Below are 13,088 nucleotides of genomic sequence, written 5' to 3'. Positions count from 1 at the left end.
GGTTACGCCGTCGGCGGCGTCGCGCCGGAGATCATGGGCATCGGCCCGATCGCGGCGATTCCGCGCGTGCTGGCGCAAGTTGGCATCCAACAGAGTGAGCTCGACTGGATCGAATTGAACGAAGCCTTCGCCGCGCAGTCGCTGGCGGTGATGCGTGAGCTCGAAATCGATCCGGCCAAGGTCAACCCGCTGGGCGGGGCGATTGCGCTCGGCCACCCGCTCGGCGCGACCGGCGCGATCCGCACCGCCAGCGTGGTGCACGGCCTGCAACGCACCGGCGGCAAGTACGGCATGGTGACCATGTGCATCGGCACCGGCATGGGTGCTGCCGGCATCTTCGAGCGGGTCTGATTTTCCACCGATGAAACCCGCCTGGCTTGCCCGCCTCTCGCCCGCCTGGCGCGCCCGCATGGTGCGCCTGGGCTTTAATTTTCACCCGGCGTTTCGCGGCACCGGCGGGCGGGTGGTGCATGTGGCGCGCGATCTGCGCCACATCCGCATCGCCCTGCCCTGGACGTGGAAAACCCGGAACATCGTCGGTTCGCTCTACGGCGGCTCGCTCTTTGCGATCACCGACGGGGCGCACCCGATGATGCTCATGGCGGCGCTGGGCGATGCTTATGTGGTGTGGGACAAGGCGGCCAGCATCCGCTACCGCAAACCCGGCTACAGCACCCTATTTGCCGATTTCCGCCTCGACGAAGCGGAAATCGGCAGCATCCGGGCCGCCTTGGCAGCGCACCCGGAATTGGAACGGACCTACACGGTCGAATTGAAGGACGGACACGGCACGGTGCATACCGTGGTCGAGCGTACCGTCTATATCGCGGAAAAAAATTACTACCGGAACAAAACCGGAGGAGACGATGATGCAAACAAGGAAATGGATACCTGCCACAGCGAATGCGGCACAGCGCACAGCCTGCGCGCTCGGCCTGAGCCTGATGCTGACCTGCGGGGCGGTTCAGGCGCTTGAAGTGGCCGGCACCCAGGTTGCCGAACAGCAAACCCTGGAAGGCCAGACCCTGCAACTCAACGGCGCGGGGCTGCGCAGCAAGTTTTTCATCAAGGTGTATGTCGGCGCGCTCTACGCCGGCCAGAAAAGCAATTCTGCGCAAACCCTGATCGACAGCCCGGCCCCGCGCCGCATGCGCCTGCACATCCTGCGCGAGCTGGAAGCCGACAGTTTCTATTCCGCCCTCGACGAAGGCATGCGCAACAACCTCAGCCCAGCGCAGTTGAGCGCCCTGAAACCGAAAATCGACCAACTGGGCAATCTAATGCGTGCCCTGGGCAAGGTGCGTCAGGGCGATGTGATCGACCTCGATTTTTCCAGCGCAGGCGTAACTTTGCTGCGTAACAATGAAAACGCCGGTAAGGTGGCAGGTGCCGATTTTGCCGCTGCCTTGCTCAAGGTGTGGCTGGGCGAACAACCGGCAGATGCGGGGTTAAAAAAAGCACTGCTCGGTAATTGAACGAAAAATCAACGAGATATCCAGGAGGAGACACCATGGACAAGATCTGGTTACAAAGTTACCCCAAAGGCGTGCCGGCGGACATCGACATCGACCACATTCCGTCCCTGGTCGCCCTGTTCGAGGAGGCCTGCCGCAAATTCGCCGACAAGGTGGCCTATATCAGCATGGGCAAGGAAATGACCTATGGCGAACTGGACACGCGCACGCGTGAGTTCGCCGGCTGGCTGCAAAGCATCGGCCTGAAAAAAGGTGACCGGGTGGCGCTGATGATGCCCAACCTGCTGCAATACCCGGTGGCGCTCTTCGGCACCCTGCGCGCCGGTTGCGTGGTAGTGAATTGCAACCCGCTCTACACCGGGCGCGAACTGGAACACCAGTTGAAAGATTCCGGCGCGGTGGCCATCGTCATCGTCGAGAACTTTGCCCACACGCTGCAACAGGTGATCAAAAAAACCGCCATCCGGCACGTCGTAGTGACGCCGCTCGGCGAGATGCTCGGTGCGCTAAAGGGAACGCTGGTCAATTTCGTTATCCGGCGCGTCAAGAAAATGGTGCCGGCGTGGTCGCTGCCGGGCAGCATCGGCTTCAACGCCGCGCTCGCCGCCGGCCGCCGCCACGGCTGGCAGGCGGTGCCGCTGGCGCAGGAAGACATCGCCTTTCTGCAATACACCGGCGGCACGACCGGCGTTTCCAAGGGCGCGATGCTGACCCACGCCAACATCGCTTCCAACGTCACCCAGGCCTATAGCTGGATTCGTCCGGCGGTGCGCGAAGGGCAGGAATTCATCATCACCGCGCTGCCGCTCTACCACATCTTCGCGCTCACCGCGAACTGCCTGACCTTCCTGATGATCGGCGCGCGCAACCTGCTGATTGCCAACCCGCGCGACATTCCCAATTTCATCAAGGAATGGGGCAAATACCCGGTCACCGTGGTCACCGGCGTCAATACGCTGTTCAATGCCCTGCTCAATCACCCGGATTTTGCCAAGCTCGATTTCTCCACCATGAACGTCACCCTGGGCGGCGGCATGGCGGTACAGGCCCCCGTCGCCGAGCGCTGGCGGCAGGTGGTCGGCGTGCCGCTGCTGCAGGCCTACGGGCTGACCGAAACCAGCCCGGCGGCCACCATCAACCCGCTCGACATGAAGGAATTCAACGGAGCCATCGGCTTGCCGATTTCCTCCACCGAGCTGTCCATCCGCGACGACGACGGCAACGAGGTGCCGGTCAATCAGGTCGGCGAAATCTGCATTCGCGGCCCGCAGGTGATGAAAGGCTACTGGCAGCGCCCGGACGAAACCGAACACGTTTTTCACGCCGACGGTTTTTTGCGCACCGGCGACATGGGCTACATCGACCCGCAGGGCTTCGTGTTTCTGGTCGACCGCAAGAAGGACATGATCCTGGTCAGCGGTTTCAACGTCTATCCCAATGAAGTCGAGGAAGCCGTTGCCATGCATCCCGGCATCATCGACGTGGCGGCGATCGGCGTGCCGGATGAGCGTTCCGGCGAGGCCGTGAAGATTTTCGTGGTGCGCAAAGACCCGCGCATCACCGAAGCCGAACTGATCGAGCATTGCCACCACGTACTGACCGGTTACAAGATTCCCAAGTTCGTCGAATTCCGCGACGACCTGCCACGCACCAACGTCGGCAAGATCCTGCGCCGCGCCCTGAAAGAAGGAGCCTGATTTCATGCCCATCCCCGCTTCCCTGAACAAAAACCTCACGCTGCCGGTGATCTGCGCGCCGATGTTCATCGTCTCCAATCCCGACCTGGTGATCGCCCAATGCAAGAGTGGCGTGATCGGCGCTTTCCCGGCGCTCAACGCCCGCCCGGAAAGCCTGCTCGACGACTGGCTGCTGCGCATCAAGCGCGAACTCGCCGCTGCCCCGGCGGCCGCGCCCTTTGCCGTCAATCAGATCATCCACCCCTCGAACACCCGCCTCGAACACGACATGGCGCTGTGCGTGCAGCACGAGGTGCCGCTCATCATCACCAGTCTGTCGGCACCGACCCAGATCGTGCCGCTGGTGCACGCCTATGGCGGCCTGGTATTTCACGATGTGATCAGCGTGCGCCACGCCGAAAAAGCCATCGAAGCCGGTGTAGACGGCCTGATTCTGGTCTGCGCCGGGGCGGGCGGCCATGCCGGCACCCTGAGCCCGTTCGCGCTGGTCAGTGAGATCCGCCGCTTCTGGGACGGCCCCATCGCGCTCTCCGGGGCGATCAGCAACGGTGCCGCCATTCTCGCCGCGCAAGCCATGGGCGCGGATTTTGCCTACATGGGCACGCGCTTCATCGCCAGCCAGGAAGCCAATGCAGTCGACACCTACAAACAGGCCATCGTCGATGCCGCCGCCAAAGACGTGGTGTACACGCCGTATTTCACCGGCGTGCATGGCAATTACCTGAAACAAAGCATCCTCGCCGCCGGCCTCGACCCAGACAATCTGCCGCTGCGCGACAAATCGGCGATGAACTTTGGCGCTTCCAGCGAAGCCGGCCCGAAAGCCTGGAAAGACATCTGGGGTGCCGGCCAAGGCGTTGGCAACATCGATGCCGTGCGCCCCGCCGCGGACATCGTCGCCAACTTGCGCGCCGAATACCAAGCCGCCAAGCACGAACTGAATCGGCAATTTTTCTAGAAACCCCGCAGCAATCTACAGACCAATCAGGAGACACCCATATGAGCGACTACCGCGCCCCGATCAAAGACATGCGCTTCGTCATGGACGAAATCGCCGGTTTCAAAGAACTTGCCCAACTGCCGGCCTTCGCCGAAGCCACGCCGGACCTGGCCGATGCCATTCTCGATGAAGCCGCCAAGTTTGCCGGCGAAGTCATCGCCCCCTTGAACCGCATCGGCGACCAGCAAGGCTGCCAGCTCACCGCCGCAGGCGTCACCACGCCGCCCGGCTGGAAAGCCGCCTACGACCAATACCGTGAAGCCGGCTGGAACGGCATCACCCTACCCGCCGAATTCGGTGGCCAGGGGCTACCCAACACGCTAGGCATCGCCGCCAAGGAAATGCTCTGCGCCGCCAACATTTCCTTCAGCCTCGGCCCCTTGCTCACCACCGGCGCGGTCGAAGCCCTGCTCACCTGCGCCAGCGACGAACTGAAAGCCATTTATCTGGAAAAGATGGTCTCCGGCGAATGGACCGGCACCATGAACCTGACCGAACCGCAAGCCGGTTCCGATCTGGCGCTGATCCGTTCGCGCGCCGAACCGCAAGCCGACGGCAGCTACCGCGTGTTCGGCCAGAAAATCTTCATCACCTACGGCGACCACGACATGACCGACAACATCGTGCATCTCGTGCTGGCCCGCCTGCCGGACGCGCCGCCGGGGGTCAAAGGCATCTCGATGTTCCTGGTGCCGAAATTCCTGGTTAATGCCGACGGCTCGCTCGGCGCGCGCAACGATGCTTACTGCGTGTCGCTCGAACACAAGCTCGGCATCCACGCCAGCCCGACCTGCGTCATGGCCTATGGCGATAACGGCAACTTCGGCGGCGGGGCCATCGGCCACCTGCTCGGCGAAGCCAATCGCGGCCTCGAATACATGTTCATCATGATGAACGAAGCGCGCCTGGGCGTTGGCCTGCAAGGCGTGGCGCTCGGCGAACGCGCCTACCAACAGGCCCTGGCTTACGCCCACGAACGCCAGCAAGGGCGCGACGCGCTGACCGGCGAGGCGCTGGTGTCGATCGGCAAACACCCGGACATCCGGCGCATGCTGCTGCTGATGAAATCGCGTGTCGAAGCCGCTCGCGCCCTCACCTACTACACCTCCGGCCTGCTTGACCGCGCCAGCCACCTGGAAGATGCGGAAGAACGCAAAAAAGCGCTCTACCTCGCCGAATTCATGATCCCCATCGTCAAGGGGGGTGGCACCGAAATGGGCATCGAAGTCACCTCGCTCGGCATCCAGATCCACGGCGGCATGGGTTTCATCGAAGAAACCGGGGCCGCCCAGCACTGGCGCGACGCCCGCATCACCACCATCTACGAAGGCACCACCGGCATCCAGGCCAACGACCTCCTCTTCCGCAAGCTGATGCGCGATCAGGGGGCCACCGCCAAAATCGTTTTCGGCGAGATCCACGCCACGGTAAAAGCCCTCGCCGCCAGCGGCAAACCGGAACTGGCCGGCATCGCCCAGAAACTCGGCGTAGCACTCAAAATGTGGACGGACAGCAGCGAATGGCTGGCCGCCAACGCCAAATCCAATCTCGCCGGCGTCCTCACCGCCGCCGTGCCTTACCTGAATCTCGCCGTGATTGTCTGCAATGGCTGGATGATGGCCAGGGCCGCGCTGGCCGCTGCCGCTTACCTCGAGCAAGGCACAGGCGACCAGCCTTTCTACCGCGCCAAACTCGCCAGCGCCCGCTTCTTCGCCGACCAGATGCTGCCGCAAGCCATTGCCTGCGCCGAAACGGTAAAAGCCGGCGACAGCGACATCACGGCGCTGGGAGATGCAGTGTTTGCGGGATGAGCTCAGAGTGCCGATTCTGGCAGTTGAAAAAAGCGCCGCAAGGCGCTTTTTTGTGCATCCTTCTCCCGCCTTCCCGACAATCAAGATACCCAGTTCTCCAAGTGAAGACCCGGCACGCGCTGGAACTCGCGCACATTGTTGCTTACCAGCGTCATCCCCAGCGCCAAAGCATGCGCAGCGATCCACAGATCATTATTGCCGATCAAGGTGCCCGCGCTTTGCAACTGCCTGCGCAAACTGCCGTAGGCCTCCCCAACTGCCGCATCGAGCGGCAGCACGGGAATCCATTCCACCAGACGGGCCAGTTTCCCCAACGCCGCTTCGCGCTGGCTGCTTTTCTCTGCGCCAAAACACAATTCACCATAGGTAATCAGCGACATCTTGACCGTTTGCGGCGCCAGCAGCGCAAAACGCTTCGCCACACTGGGCGGGCGCGTTTTAGCAATATAGATGCAGATATTGGTATCCAGAAGGTAGCGGCTGCCCATCACCAATTCTCGCGCGTTTGCGGCAGCGTATCCTCGCGCCCATCGACCATGAAATCGTCCGGCAGACTGGTCAGTAAATCAAACGCCGCCGCCAGACTCTGCGGCAGGCGGCGCAGCACCACCTCGTCCCCACGCATAAAAATCTCCACCTCGCGGACATCGAACTGCATGTCTTTCGGCAAACGCACCGCTTGTGAATTGCCCGATTTAAATACCGTCGTCGTTCTCATGCCACACCCCAAAAAAGATATACACTGAATATATACACCAGCACCATCGACACGACAAGCAAGCAAACAAAACGGGTATCCGATTTTCGTGATTGAAGTAACCGCGAAGCAAACAGCGTGATTGTGTGCGCAAAAGCGCGTTTCATGATTGACATGAGCGCTGCGTATTGCTATCGTAAAGCCGTGTTCAATGATTGATGGGGTGCGGCGATATGGCTCTCTTTGATGCTCTTGGTTTTCGATGGGACAGGTCGACAGTTCCGACTTCTGTTCCAGCACATTCGATGGATCGGGTCTGTTTCCGCTTCCATAAGATGCTGCCCGAATTCGTTTGGGATGCCTCCGTGCTCGAAGGCAATCCCTTCACCTTCCCGGAGGTCAAGACGCTGCTGGATGGCGTGACCATTGGCGGGCGCAAGGTTTCCGATCAGGAGCAAGTCTTGAACCTTGCGGAAAGCTCCAAGCGCCTTCTGGCGATGGTCAAGAGCGGCCAATTCTCCCTCACCAAGGCCGTGTTCATCGAACTAAACAGCATCGTCGCCCGCAAGGAAGTCTTGGAATGGGGCGTGTTCCGTGGTGAAGGCCAAGAGACGAACTACACCCCGGATGTGGGCCTCGGAGAGCGCGGGCGCTACACCCCGCTGCCAACGCTGCCCGGCGCACCGGAACTGAACCGAGTATTCAGTGAAGGCGTTTCAGCCCTGCAAGCGTGCGAACCGTTCGAGCGGGCAACGGCCTTTTTCCTATTCGGAGCCTTGCAGCAGTTCTTTTTCGACGGCAATAAACGCACCTCGCGCTTCATGATGAATGGCGTCTTGATGTCGAACGGCATCGACGCCATCAGCGTGCCTGCCGCCAAGGCACAGGAGTTCAACGAGAAGATGGTGCGTTTCTATCTCTCGAAGGACGCCACCGAAATGATGGCGTTCCTTGCAGGTTGCCACCCTGACGCGGAGGTGATCTTGCCGCCGCCCGAGGAAGACCGAAACGACAACAGCGGAATGGAGCCGTGAACACAAAGTGCGTTGTGTTGGATACGTGGGCCGGGTGGCACTGGTCGGCTGATGGGAAAGTATGACCATGCCCGCCAACATCCTCAACCTGCCCTGCTACAAGATAGTGGGCATCCAAGAGAACGAACACGACTACCACATCGACGTTGAAACGCTGCACGCGCCCACGTCCTGCCCACACTGCCAGTCCAGCGACCTTGTGGGCTTTGGTCGCCGCAAGCAGATGGTCAAAGACCTGCCGATGCACGGGCGGCGAGTTGGCCTCTACATCGACACCCGCCGCTACCGCTGCCGCAACTGTGGTAAGACCTTCTACGAACTGTTGCCCGAGATCGACGAAAAGCGCCTGATGACCAAGCGGCTTGCGCAGTGGATGGGCAAGCAAGCCATCAAGCGCACCTTTGCCAGCATCGCCGAGGAAGTCGGTTGCACGGAGTTCACCGTCCGGGCAGTGTTCAGCGACTACGTGAACGAGTTGGAAAAAATCATCCGCTTCGAGACGCCGAAGTGGATGGGCATCGACGAAATCCACATCATCAAGCCGCGTGGCGTGATCGCCAACATCCAGAACAACACCATCGTTGAACTGCTGCCGAACCGGAACAAGGATACCGTGGTGCGCTTCCTGCACCATTTGGAAGGCAAGGAGCGCATCCAGTACGTAGCGATGGATATGTGGACACCATACCGCGATGCTGTCCGTGCTGTCATTCCGCAGGCCGAGATCGTGGTGGACAAATTCCACGTCGTCCGCATGGCGAACGATGCGATGGAGCGCGTCAGAAAGAGTCTGCGCGAGTCCCTGACGCCCAAACAGCGGCGTAGGCTGATGCACGACCGCTTCGTGCTTCTGAAACGCGAACGCGACCTGAATGACAAGGAGCGGCTGAATCTCGACGGCTGGACGAAGAACTACCCTGAGCTTGGCGAAGCCTACCGGCTTAAAGAGCAGTTCTTTGGCATCTATGACGCCGAATCACCCGACGAGGCGCAGGCCAAGTTCATCCGGTGGCAAAAGAGCATCCCTTCCGAGATTGCCGATGCCTTTGCCGACATCGAGCAGGCATGGGGCAACTGGACGATGCCGATCCTCAACTACTTCAACCATCCAGTCACAAATGCGTACACGGAGTCACTGAACAGCCTGATCCGCATCATGAACCGGCTGGGGCGTGGCTACAGTTTTGAAGCGCTGCGGGCGAAGATTCTATTCTCGGAAGGTGCTCACAAGCACAAGCTGTCGCGCCCGAAGTTCGAGCGCAGGCGTGAGCCTGAGCCAGTTGAAATGGGTTATGCACTACCCGGCAACGTCAAGAGCTTCGAGATGTGTGATTCCTTCTCAAGAATGACCCCGGAACCGACACCGGAACCGAAGCCCTACATCCCGAAATCAACAGAATCGGAAAAATCTGAGAAGAACTACGGCGCGGACATTTCAACACTCATCCGCATGATCGAGAACGGGGAGCTATGAACCCGTTTCAATCACGGAAATCAGATACCCACAAAAACCCCTCGCGAACCAAAGTTCCGAGGGGTTTGCGGGGCCGCAGCCCGAAAACTACGAGCAGCGATCAGGCAGCGGCAACACCCAGCGCCTTGATCTGCGCCGACAGGCGGCTCTTGGTGCGCGCGGCGGCATTCTTATGCACGATTTTCTTGTCGGCGATACGGTCGATCACCGAGACCGATTCCTGAAAAACGCCTTGGGCGGCGGCTTTGTCGCCGGTGAGGATCGCCTTGCGCACGCGCTTGATCGCGGTGCGCAGAGTCGAACGCAGGCTTGCGTTATGGGCGCGCTGCTTGTCTGCTTGACGGGCGCGCTTGCGGGCTTGTGCGCTATTGGCCATGAATAAAATCCAAAAGGTGAAGAATCAAAAGCGGAGATTCTAACGCCAAAACACCACTCTGCGCAAGCGCAATGCAAGCCCAGGAAAACGCCCCCCTCAACACCCTTTCACTGCGTCTGATGCCAATTCAGGCACTGCAAGCCTTCGACACGGGAAAATTCACGCACATTACGCGTTACAAGCGGCGCTTGATAGCGCAGTGCGGTCGCAGCGATCAATATATCGTGTGGACCGATCGGTGTTCCCGCAGCCTCAAGCGTGGCGCGAATCCGCGCAGCAAACAAAGCGCATTCACCATCAAACGGCAAAATCTGCAACGGTCGCAGCAAAGCAGCCAGCGCAGCCAGGCGCGGCTCAGCAGCCTCGGACGGCAAGCGTAAGAGACCATAACGCAGTTCATATTCAACGATGGCGGGAACGCCGATGTCGGCAGGTGAAAGCGCCTGCAAATTCGGCACCACCTGCGGATCACCACGAAAATAGTAGCTGATGGTATTACTGTCGAGAATCAACATGGCCGGTATCAAAACCCCATGCGCGGCACATCGGCGGCAGCGGAATCCAAAGCCTCCCCCCGCAACGGAAAATCGGCAAAGCGGCCCGCCAGCGCCAGACAATCCCGAGGCCACTCATGCGCGGCATGCTTGCGAATAATTTCCGCCACCCACCGGCTTTTTGACAGGCCGCTCGCCTGCGCCGACTGCTCAACCAAGGCTTGCGTGGCTTCGTCCAGATACAAGGTGATTTGTGACACGGCGATAACTCCTGCAACTCGAGAACACGTATAAGCGCAAGTATAGTTTGTGAAGCTTGGCTGTACCAGATCTGCCAGCAGGCCTCTTGGCCACACCAGCACATAAACATCAAACCCCACCCAACAAAAACAACCGCTCATCCGCAAAACACAACCGCCCGAATCTCTCAAACCATAAGCGGCCGGCAATCAAATTATGGTGCGAGGCGTAAACACAGCGAGCCGAAACCGCCATGCAACCGTGCCCTTCAACCTCCAGCCGATGGCTAGCAAAACCCACTCAGGGATTTTCCCTGATTGAATTGATGGTTGCTATCGCCATTCTCGCCATTCTCGCCAGCATTGCCGCACCCGCCATGCAGGACATGATCGTGCAAAGCCGCCTGACCAGCCAAACCAACGAACTGCTCAGCGCCGTCCAGTTTGCTCGTGGCGAAGCCATCAAGCGCAACCAAACCATCCGCCTGTGCAGCGCCGCCAGCGCGGGTGCCACGAGTTGCGGCGGCAGCTGGGAGCACTGGGTTGTCCTCAACGCCAACAACACCGTGTTACGCCAGGGCAGCCTGCCCAGCAATCTGAAGCTGAGCAGCACCTTTAACGCCAATACCTTAGGTTTCGCCCCTACCGGCCTCACCAACGTCACGCCTGATAGCGCCGACAGCCTTTCGCTTTGCTCCCCCACCGGCAATGGCGACACCACCCGTACTATCCAGGTGCGTTTGGCCGGCGGCACAGCCATCAAAAAATCTGCTGGATGTTCTTAACATGAAACAAAAAACTTTTCCTCTCGCCTCCCGACAGCGCGGCGTCAGCCTGCTCGAAGTGCTTGTTGCCGTGCTCATTCTTTCTTTTGGCCTACTCGGAATGGCCAGCTTGCAAATGACCACCCTGCGCAACAATCAAAGCTCTTTTGAACGCAGCCGGGCGATCATGGCCGTCTATAGCATTACAGACAGCTTGCGTGCAGACATTAAAGATCAAGGCGCACTCGACACCAACGCAGGCTTTGCCAAAACCAAAATAGGCACCTGGCAGCAAGAGATCAAAAACCAACTCGGCGGCGACGCAGTAGGAAACATTGTATGCACTCCCGCCACCGTTACCCCGCTCAGCTCCAGCGCCATAACAACCCATACCTGCCGCGTGACGATCACCTGGGATGATAGTCGCGGCCTGAATGGTGGCGCGCAAACCATGACCACAGAGGTGCAACTATGAAACAGCATGCCTATTTCATACAGCGCGGGCTGTCCATCGTTGAGGTTATGGTTACCTTGGCCATCGGCATGGTTGTTACCTTGGGTATTGTCGGCGTCATGGGACTGAATCAGCAAAATTTGCGCATCACAGAAAGCCTTTCCGAATCGCAAGAAAATGCTCGCATGGCCTTTGAGCTCATCGCTCGCGACGTACGCCAAGCCCGCGATACCAGCTGCGGCCCTGTCGCTCCCACTCCTGCCAATCTCAATGGAAATTGGTGGGGGCAATGGCGGCCTGTTTTAGGTTTTGACGGTGCGACAGTCGCTGGCGCTGTGGGCTTTGGTGATGGCATCGGACAACGTGTTGCAGGCACCCAGGCTTTACAAGCACAAAGCGGCGGCGAAACGCGCATCATCCAAAGAATTACTGGCACCAAACTTGACTTGCAGTCGAATGCCGACACCCTCAGCAGCGGCCCGGTGATCGTTTGTGACCTGCAAGCCGCCAGCCTCCATATCGCCACTGCTGCAGGGACCAGGGCGATAACGACAGCCCCTGCCGTCACAGTCAACGACCCGGACAACCCGCCCTTCCAGGTAGCACGCCTAACCGCCACCACCTGGTATATCGGCAATAACGGGCGCGCCACAGAAGGTGGGCGCTCCCTCTACCGTGTTCGTCTGCAAGCCAACGGAACTCCGGTCACTGAAGAAATCCTCCCCGGCATCGTTGATCTGAGCGTGCGCTATCACACAAAAAATGCCGCAGATTTTGCCAATGCCCTTCCTGCCACAATTGCAGCGTGGAATGAAATCAATGCCGTTGAACTCACGCTCGTCAGTGAAAGCACTCAGCGCAACGTCACAAGCGAGGTCACCAACAATGAACTCGCAGGCAGCGACGGCCGCATCCGCCGTCAGATCACTCACGTCATTTCTTTGCGCAACACCCTCTGATCATGAACACTCATTTCATCACCCACAACGCCGCCCAGCGGCAACAGGGTATTGCCCTGATCATGGCCATTATCTTGCTCATCATCGCCACGCTGACCGGCCTGGCCGGCATGCGCAACACCTCGCTGCAAGAAAAGTTGGCTGCCAATCTCTATGACCGCGCCATCGCCATGCAGGCCGCCGAGTTTGCCCTGGGAGCAGCGGAAAAATATATCCATGAAACCGCCCGCGCCACGGTAACGGCAGCGAACGCAGATTGCTCACAACCGACTTCAAGCTGTCCGGCACTACCCGAAAACACCTTTACAACCGCCGGCGGCAGCGTCTGGACAAACGTTACTACATTACCCACAAATTTCAAGAAAGGTGCTGATTCAGGCACACCACAATACTTTATTCAATACCTCGGCCTCAAAAACAGCGATGCCAATACGGACACCAGCCAGTCTGGCAATCTGTTGCAGTACGGCATGACCGGGGGCGGCAGCAACAAAACCGGCACTACCCAAAACGCCACCTATCGTGTTACCGCACGCAGCGGCGCGCCCACCGCTGATAACGACCGCGCCATCGTCGTTCTGACCAGCCTCGTCAAGAGCAACTAACCCCTTTCC

The 13,088-nt window shown here is 59.5% G+C and carries 16 protein-coding genes and 1 pseudogene; 12 read left to right on the top strand and 5 right to left on the bottom strand.

Features of this window, described 5'->3' with window-relative positions; all coding sequences use genetic code 11:
• From ACM62Q_RS09430 to ACM62Q_RS09405, 6 genes and pseudogenes are all read left to right on the top strand, one after another.
• Positions 1-351 (top strand): annotated as a pseudogene (locus ACM62Q_RS09430) (acetyl-CoA C-acyltransferase); the annotation flags it as partial.
• 10 nt (positions 352-361) lie between these two features.
• A complete protein-coding gene (locus ACM62Q_RS09425; RefSeq protein WP_415035900.1) occupies positions 362-976 on the top strand; it encodes a DUF4442 domain-containing protein in 615 nt (204 codons plus the stop codon).
• Positions 945-1,475 carry a chalcone isomerase family protein gene (locus tag ACM62Q_RS09420; protein WP_415035898.1) on the top strand — a complete coding sequence of 177 codons (531 nt, stop codon included), beginning with the start codon at positions 945-947 and terminating at the stop codon, positions 1,473-1,475. Before ACM62Q_RS09425 ends, ACM62Q_RS09420 begins: the two co-directional genes overlap by 32 nt.
• 35 nt (positions 1,476-1,510) lie before the next feature.
• On the top strand, positions 1,511-3,172 hold the full coding sequence (locus ACM62Q_RS09415) for a long-chain-fatty-acid--CoA ligase (RefSeq protein WP_415035896.1): 1,662 nt from the start codon (positions 1,511-1,513) through the stop codon (positions 3,170-3,172).
• A 4-nt stretch (positions 3,173-3,176) separates the two neighbouring features.
• The gene (locus ACM62Q_RS09410; protein WP_415035894.1) at positions 3,177-4,130 is read left to right on the top strand and encodes an NAD(P)H-dependent flavin oxidoreductase; all 954 of its coding nucleotides are present in this window, start codon (positions 3,177-3,179) and stop codon (positions 4,128-4,130) included.
• A 41-nt stretch (positions 4,131-4,171) separates the two neighbouring features.
• A complete protein-coding gene (locus ACM62Q_RS09405; RefSeq protein WP_415035892.1) occupies positions 4,172-5,983 on the top strand; it encodes an acyl-CoA dehydrogenase in 1,812 nt (603 codons plus the stop codon).
• 80 nt (positions 5,984-6,063) lie between these two features.
• On the opposite strand, the gene ACM62Q_RS09400 is transcribed toward ACM62Q_RS09405, so the two are convergent.
• Both ACM62Q_RS09400 and ACM62Q_RS09395 read right to left on the bottom strand, forming a co-directional pair.
• Positions 6,064-6,471, bottom strand: a complete 408-nt coding sequence (locus ACM62Q_RS09400) for a type II toxin-antitoxin system VapC family toxin (protein WP_415035890.1) — start codon at positions 6,469-6,471, stop codon at positions 6,064-6,066.
• Entirely contained in the window at positions 6,471-6,701 is a 231-nt protein-coding gene (locus tag ACM62Q_RS09395) for an antitoxin (RefSeq protein ID WP_415035888.1), read from the bottom strand. Before ACM62Q_RS09395 ends, ACM62Q_RS09400 begins: the two co-directional genes overlap by 1 nt.
• A gap of 314 nt (positions 6,702-7,015) precedes the next feature.
• Between ACM62Q_RS09395 and ACM62Q_RS09390 the strand changes: the two genes are divergently transcribed.
• Together ACM62Q_RS09390 and ACM62Q_RS09385 are read left to right on the top strand one after the other, a co-directional pair.
• Entirely contained in the window at positions 7,016-7,714 is a 699-nt protein-coding gene (locus ACM62Q_RS09390; RefSeq protein ID WP_415035886.1) for a Fic family protein, read from the top strand.
• A 67-nt stretch (positions 7,715-7,781) separates the two neighbouring features.
• On the top strand, positions 7,782-9,188 hold the full coding sequence (locus ACM62Q_RS09385; protein ID WP_415035884.1) for an ISL3 family transposase: 1,407 nt from the start codon (positions 7,782-7,784) through the stop codon (positions 9,186-9,188).
• A 100-nt stretch (positions 9,189-9,288) separates the two neighbouring features.
• Here ACM62Q_RS09385 and rpsT read toward each other — a convergent pair whose 3' ends face one another.
• The 3 genes from rpsT to ACM62Q_RS09370 all read right to left on the bottom strand — a co-directional run bounded on the left by rpsT (position 9,289) and on the right by ACM62Q_RS09370 (position 10,318).
• A complete protein-coding gene (gene rpsT, locus ACM62Q_RS09380) occupies positions 9,289-9,564 on the bottom strand; it encodes a 30S ribosomal protein S20 (protein WP_415035882.1) in 276 nt (91 codons plus the stop codon).
• Between the two features lie 107 nt (positions 9,565-9,671).
• The gene (locus ACM62Q_RS09375; RefSeq protein ID WP_415035880.1) at positions 9,672-10,079 is read right to left on the bottom strand and encodes a type II toxin-antitoxin system VapC family toxin; all 408 of its coding nucleotides are present in this window, start codon (positions 10,077-10,079) and stop codon (positions 9,672-9,674) included.
• A gap of 8 nt (positions 10,080-10,087) precedes the next feature.
• Positions 10,088-10,318 (bottom strand): hypothetical protein, encoded by a 231-nt coding sequence (locus ACM62Q_RS09370; protein ID WP_415035878.1) that lies wholly within the window; start codon positions 10,316-10,318, stop codon positions 10,088-10,090.
• Positions 10,319-10,551: 233 nt separating this feature from the next.
• On the opposite strand from ACM62Q_RS09370, the gene ACM62Q_RS09365 reads away from it, so the two are divergent.
• Genes ACM62Q_RS09365 through ACM62Q_RS09350 form a run of 4 tightly spaced genes read left to right on the top strand, consistent with a single transcriptional unit; the run spans position 10,552 to position 13,079 of the window.
• Positions 10,552-11,082 carry a GspH/FimT family pseudopilin gene (locus ACM62Q_RS09365; protein ID WP_415035876.1) on the top strand — a complete coding sequence of 177 codons (531 nt, stop codon included), beginning with the start codon at positions 10,552-10,554 and terminating at the stop codon, positions 11,080-11,082.
• A 1-nt stretch (position 11,083) separates the two neighbouring features.
• Positions 11,084-11,536 (top strand): type IV pilus modification protein PilV, encoded by a 453-nt coding sequence (pilV, locus tag ACM62Q_RS09360; protein WP_415035874.1) that lies wholly within the window; start codon positions 11,084-11,086, stop codon positions 11,534-11,536.
• Positions 11,533-12,474 carry a PilW family protein gene (locus ACM62Q_RS09355; RefSeq protein WP_415035872.1) on the top strand — a complete coding sequence of 314 codons (942 nt, stop codon included), beginning with the start codon at positions 11,533-11,535 and terminating at the stop codon, positions 12,472-12,474. Before pilV ends, ACM62Q_RS09355 begins: the two co-directional genes overlap by 4 nt.
• A gap of 2 nt (positions 12,475-12,476) precedes the next feature.
• Positions 12,477-13,079, top strand: a complete 603-nt coding sequence (locus tag ACM62Q_RS09350; RefSeq protein WP_415035870.1) for a PilX N-terminal domain-containing pilus assembly protein — start codon at positions 12,477-12,479, stop codon at positions 13,077-13,079.
• The last annotated feature ends 9 nt before the right edge of the window (positions 13,080-13,088 follow it).

The sequence above is a fragment of the Azonexus sp. genome, from assembly GCF_047638095.1.
In the GTDB taxonomy this organism is placed as follows: Bacteria; Pseudomonadota; Gammaproteobacteria; order Burkholderiales; family Rhodocyclaceae; genus Azonexus.
The sequence above is the reverse complement of the archived record's forward strand: the minus strand, read 5'-3'. Positions and strand labels throughout refer to the sequence as shown.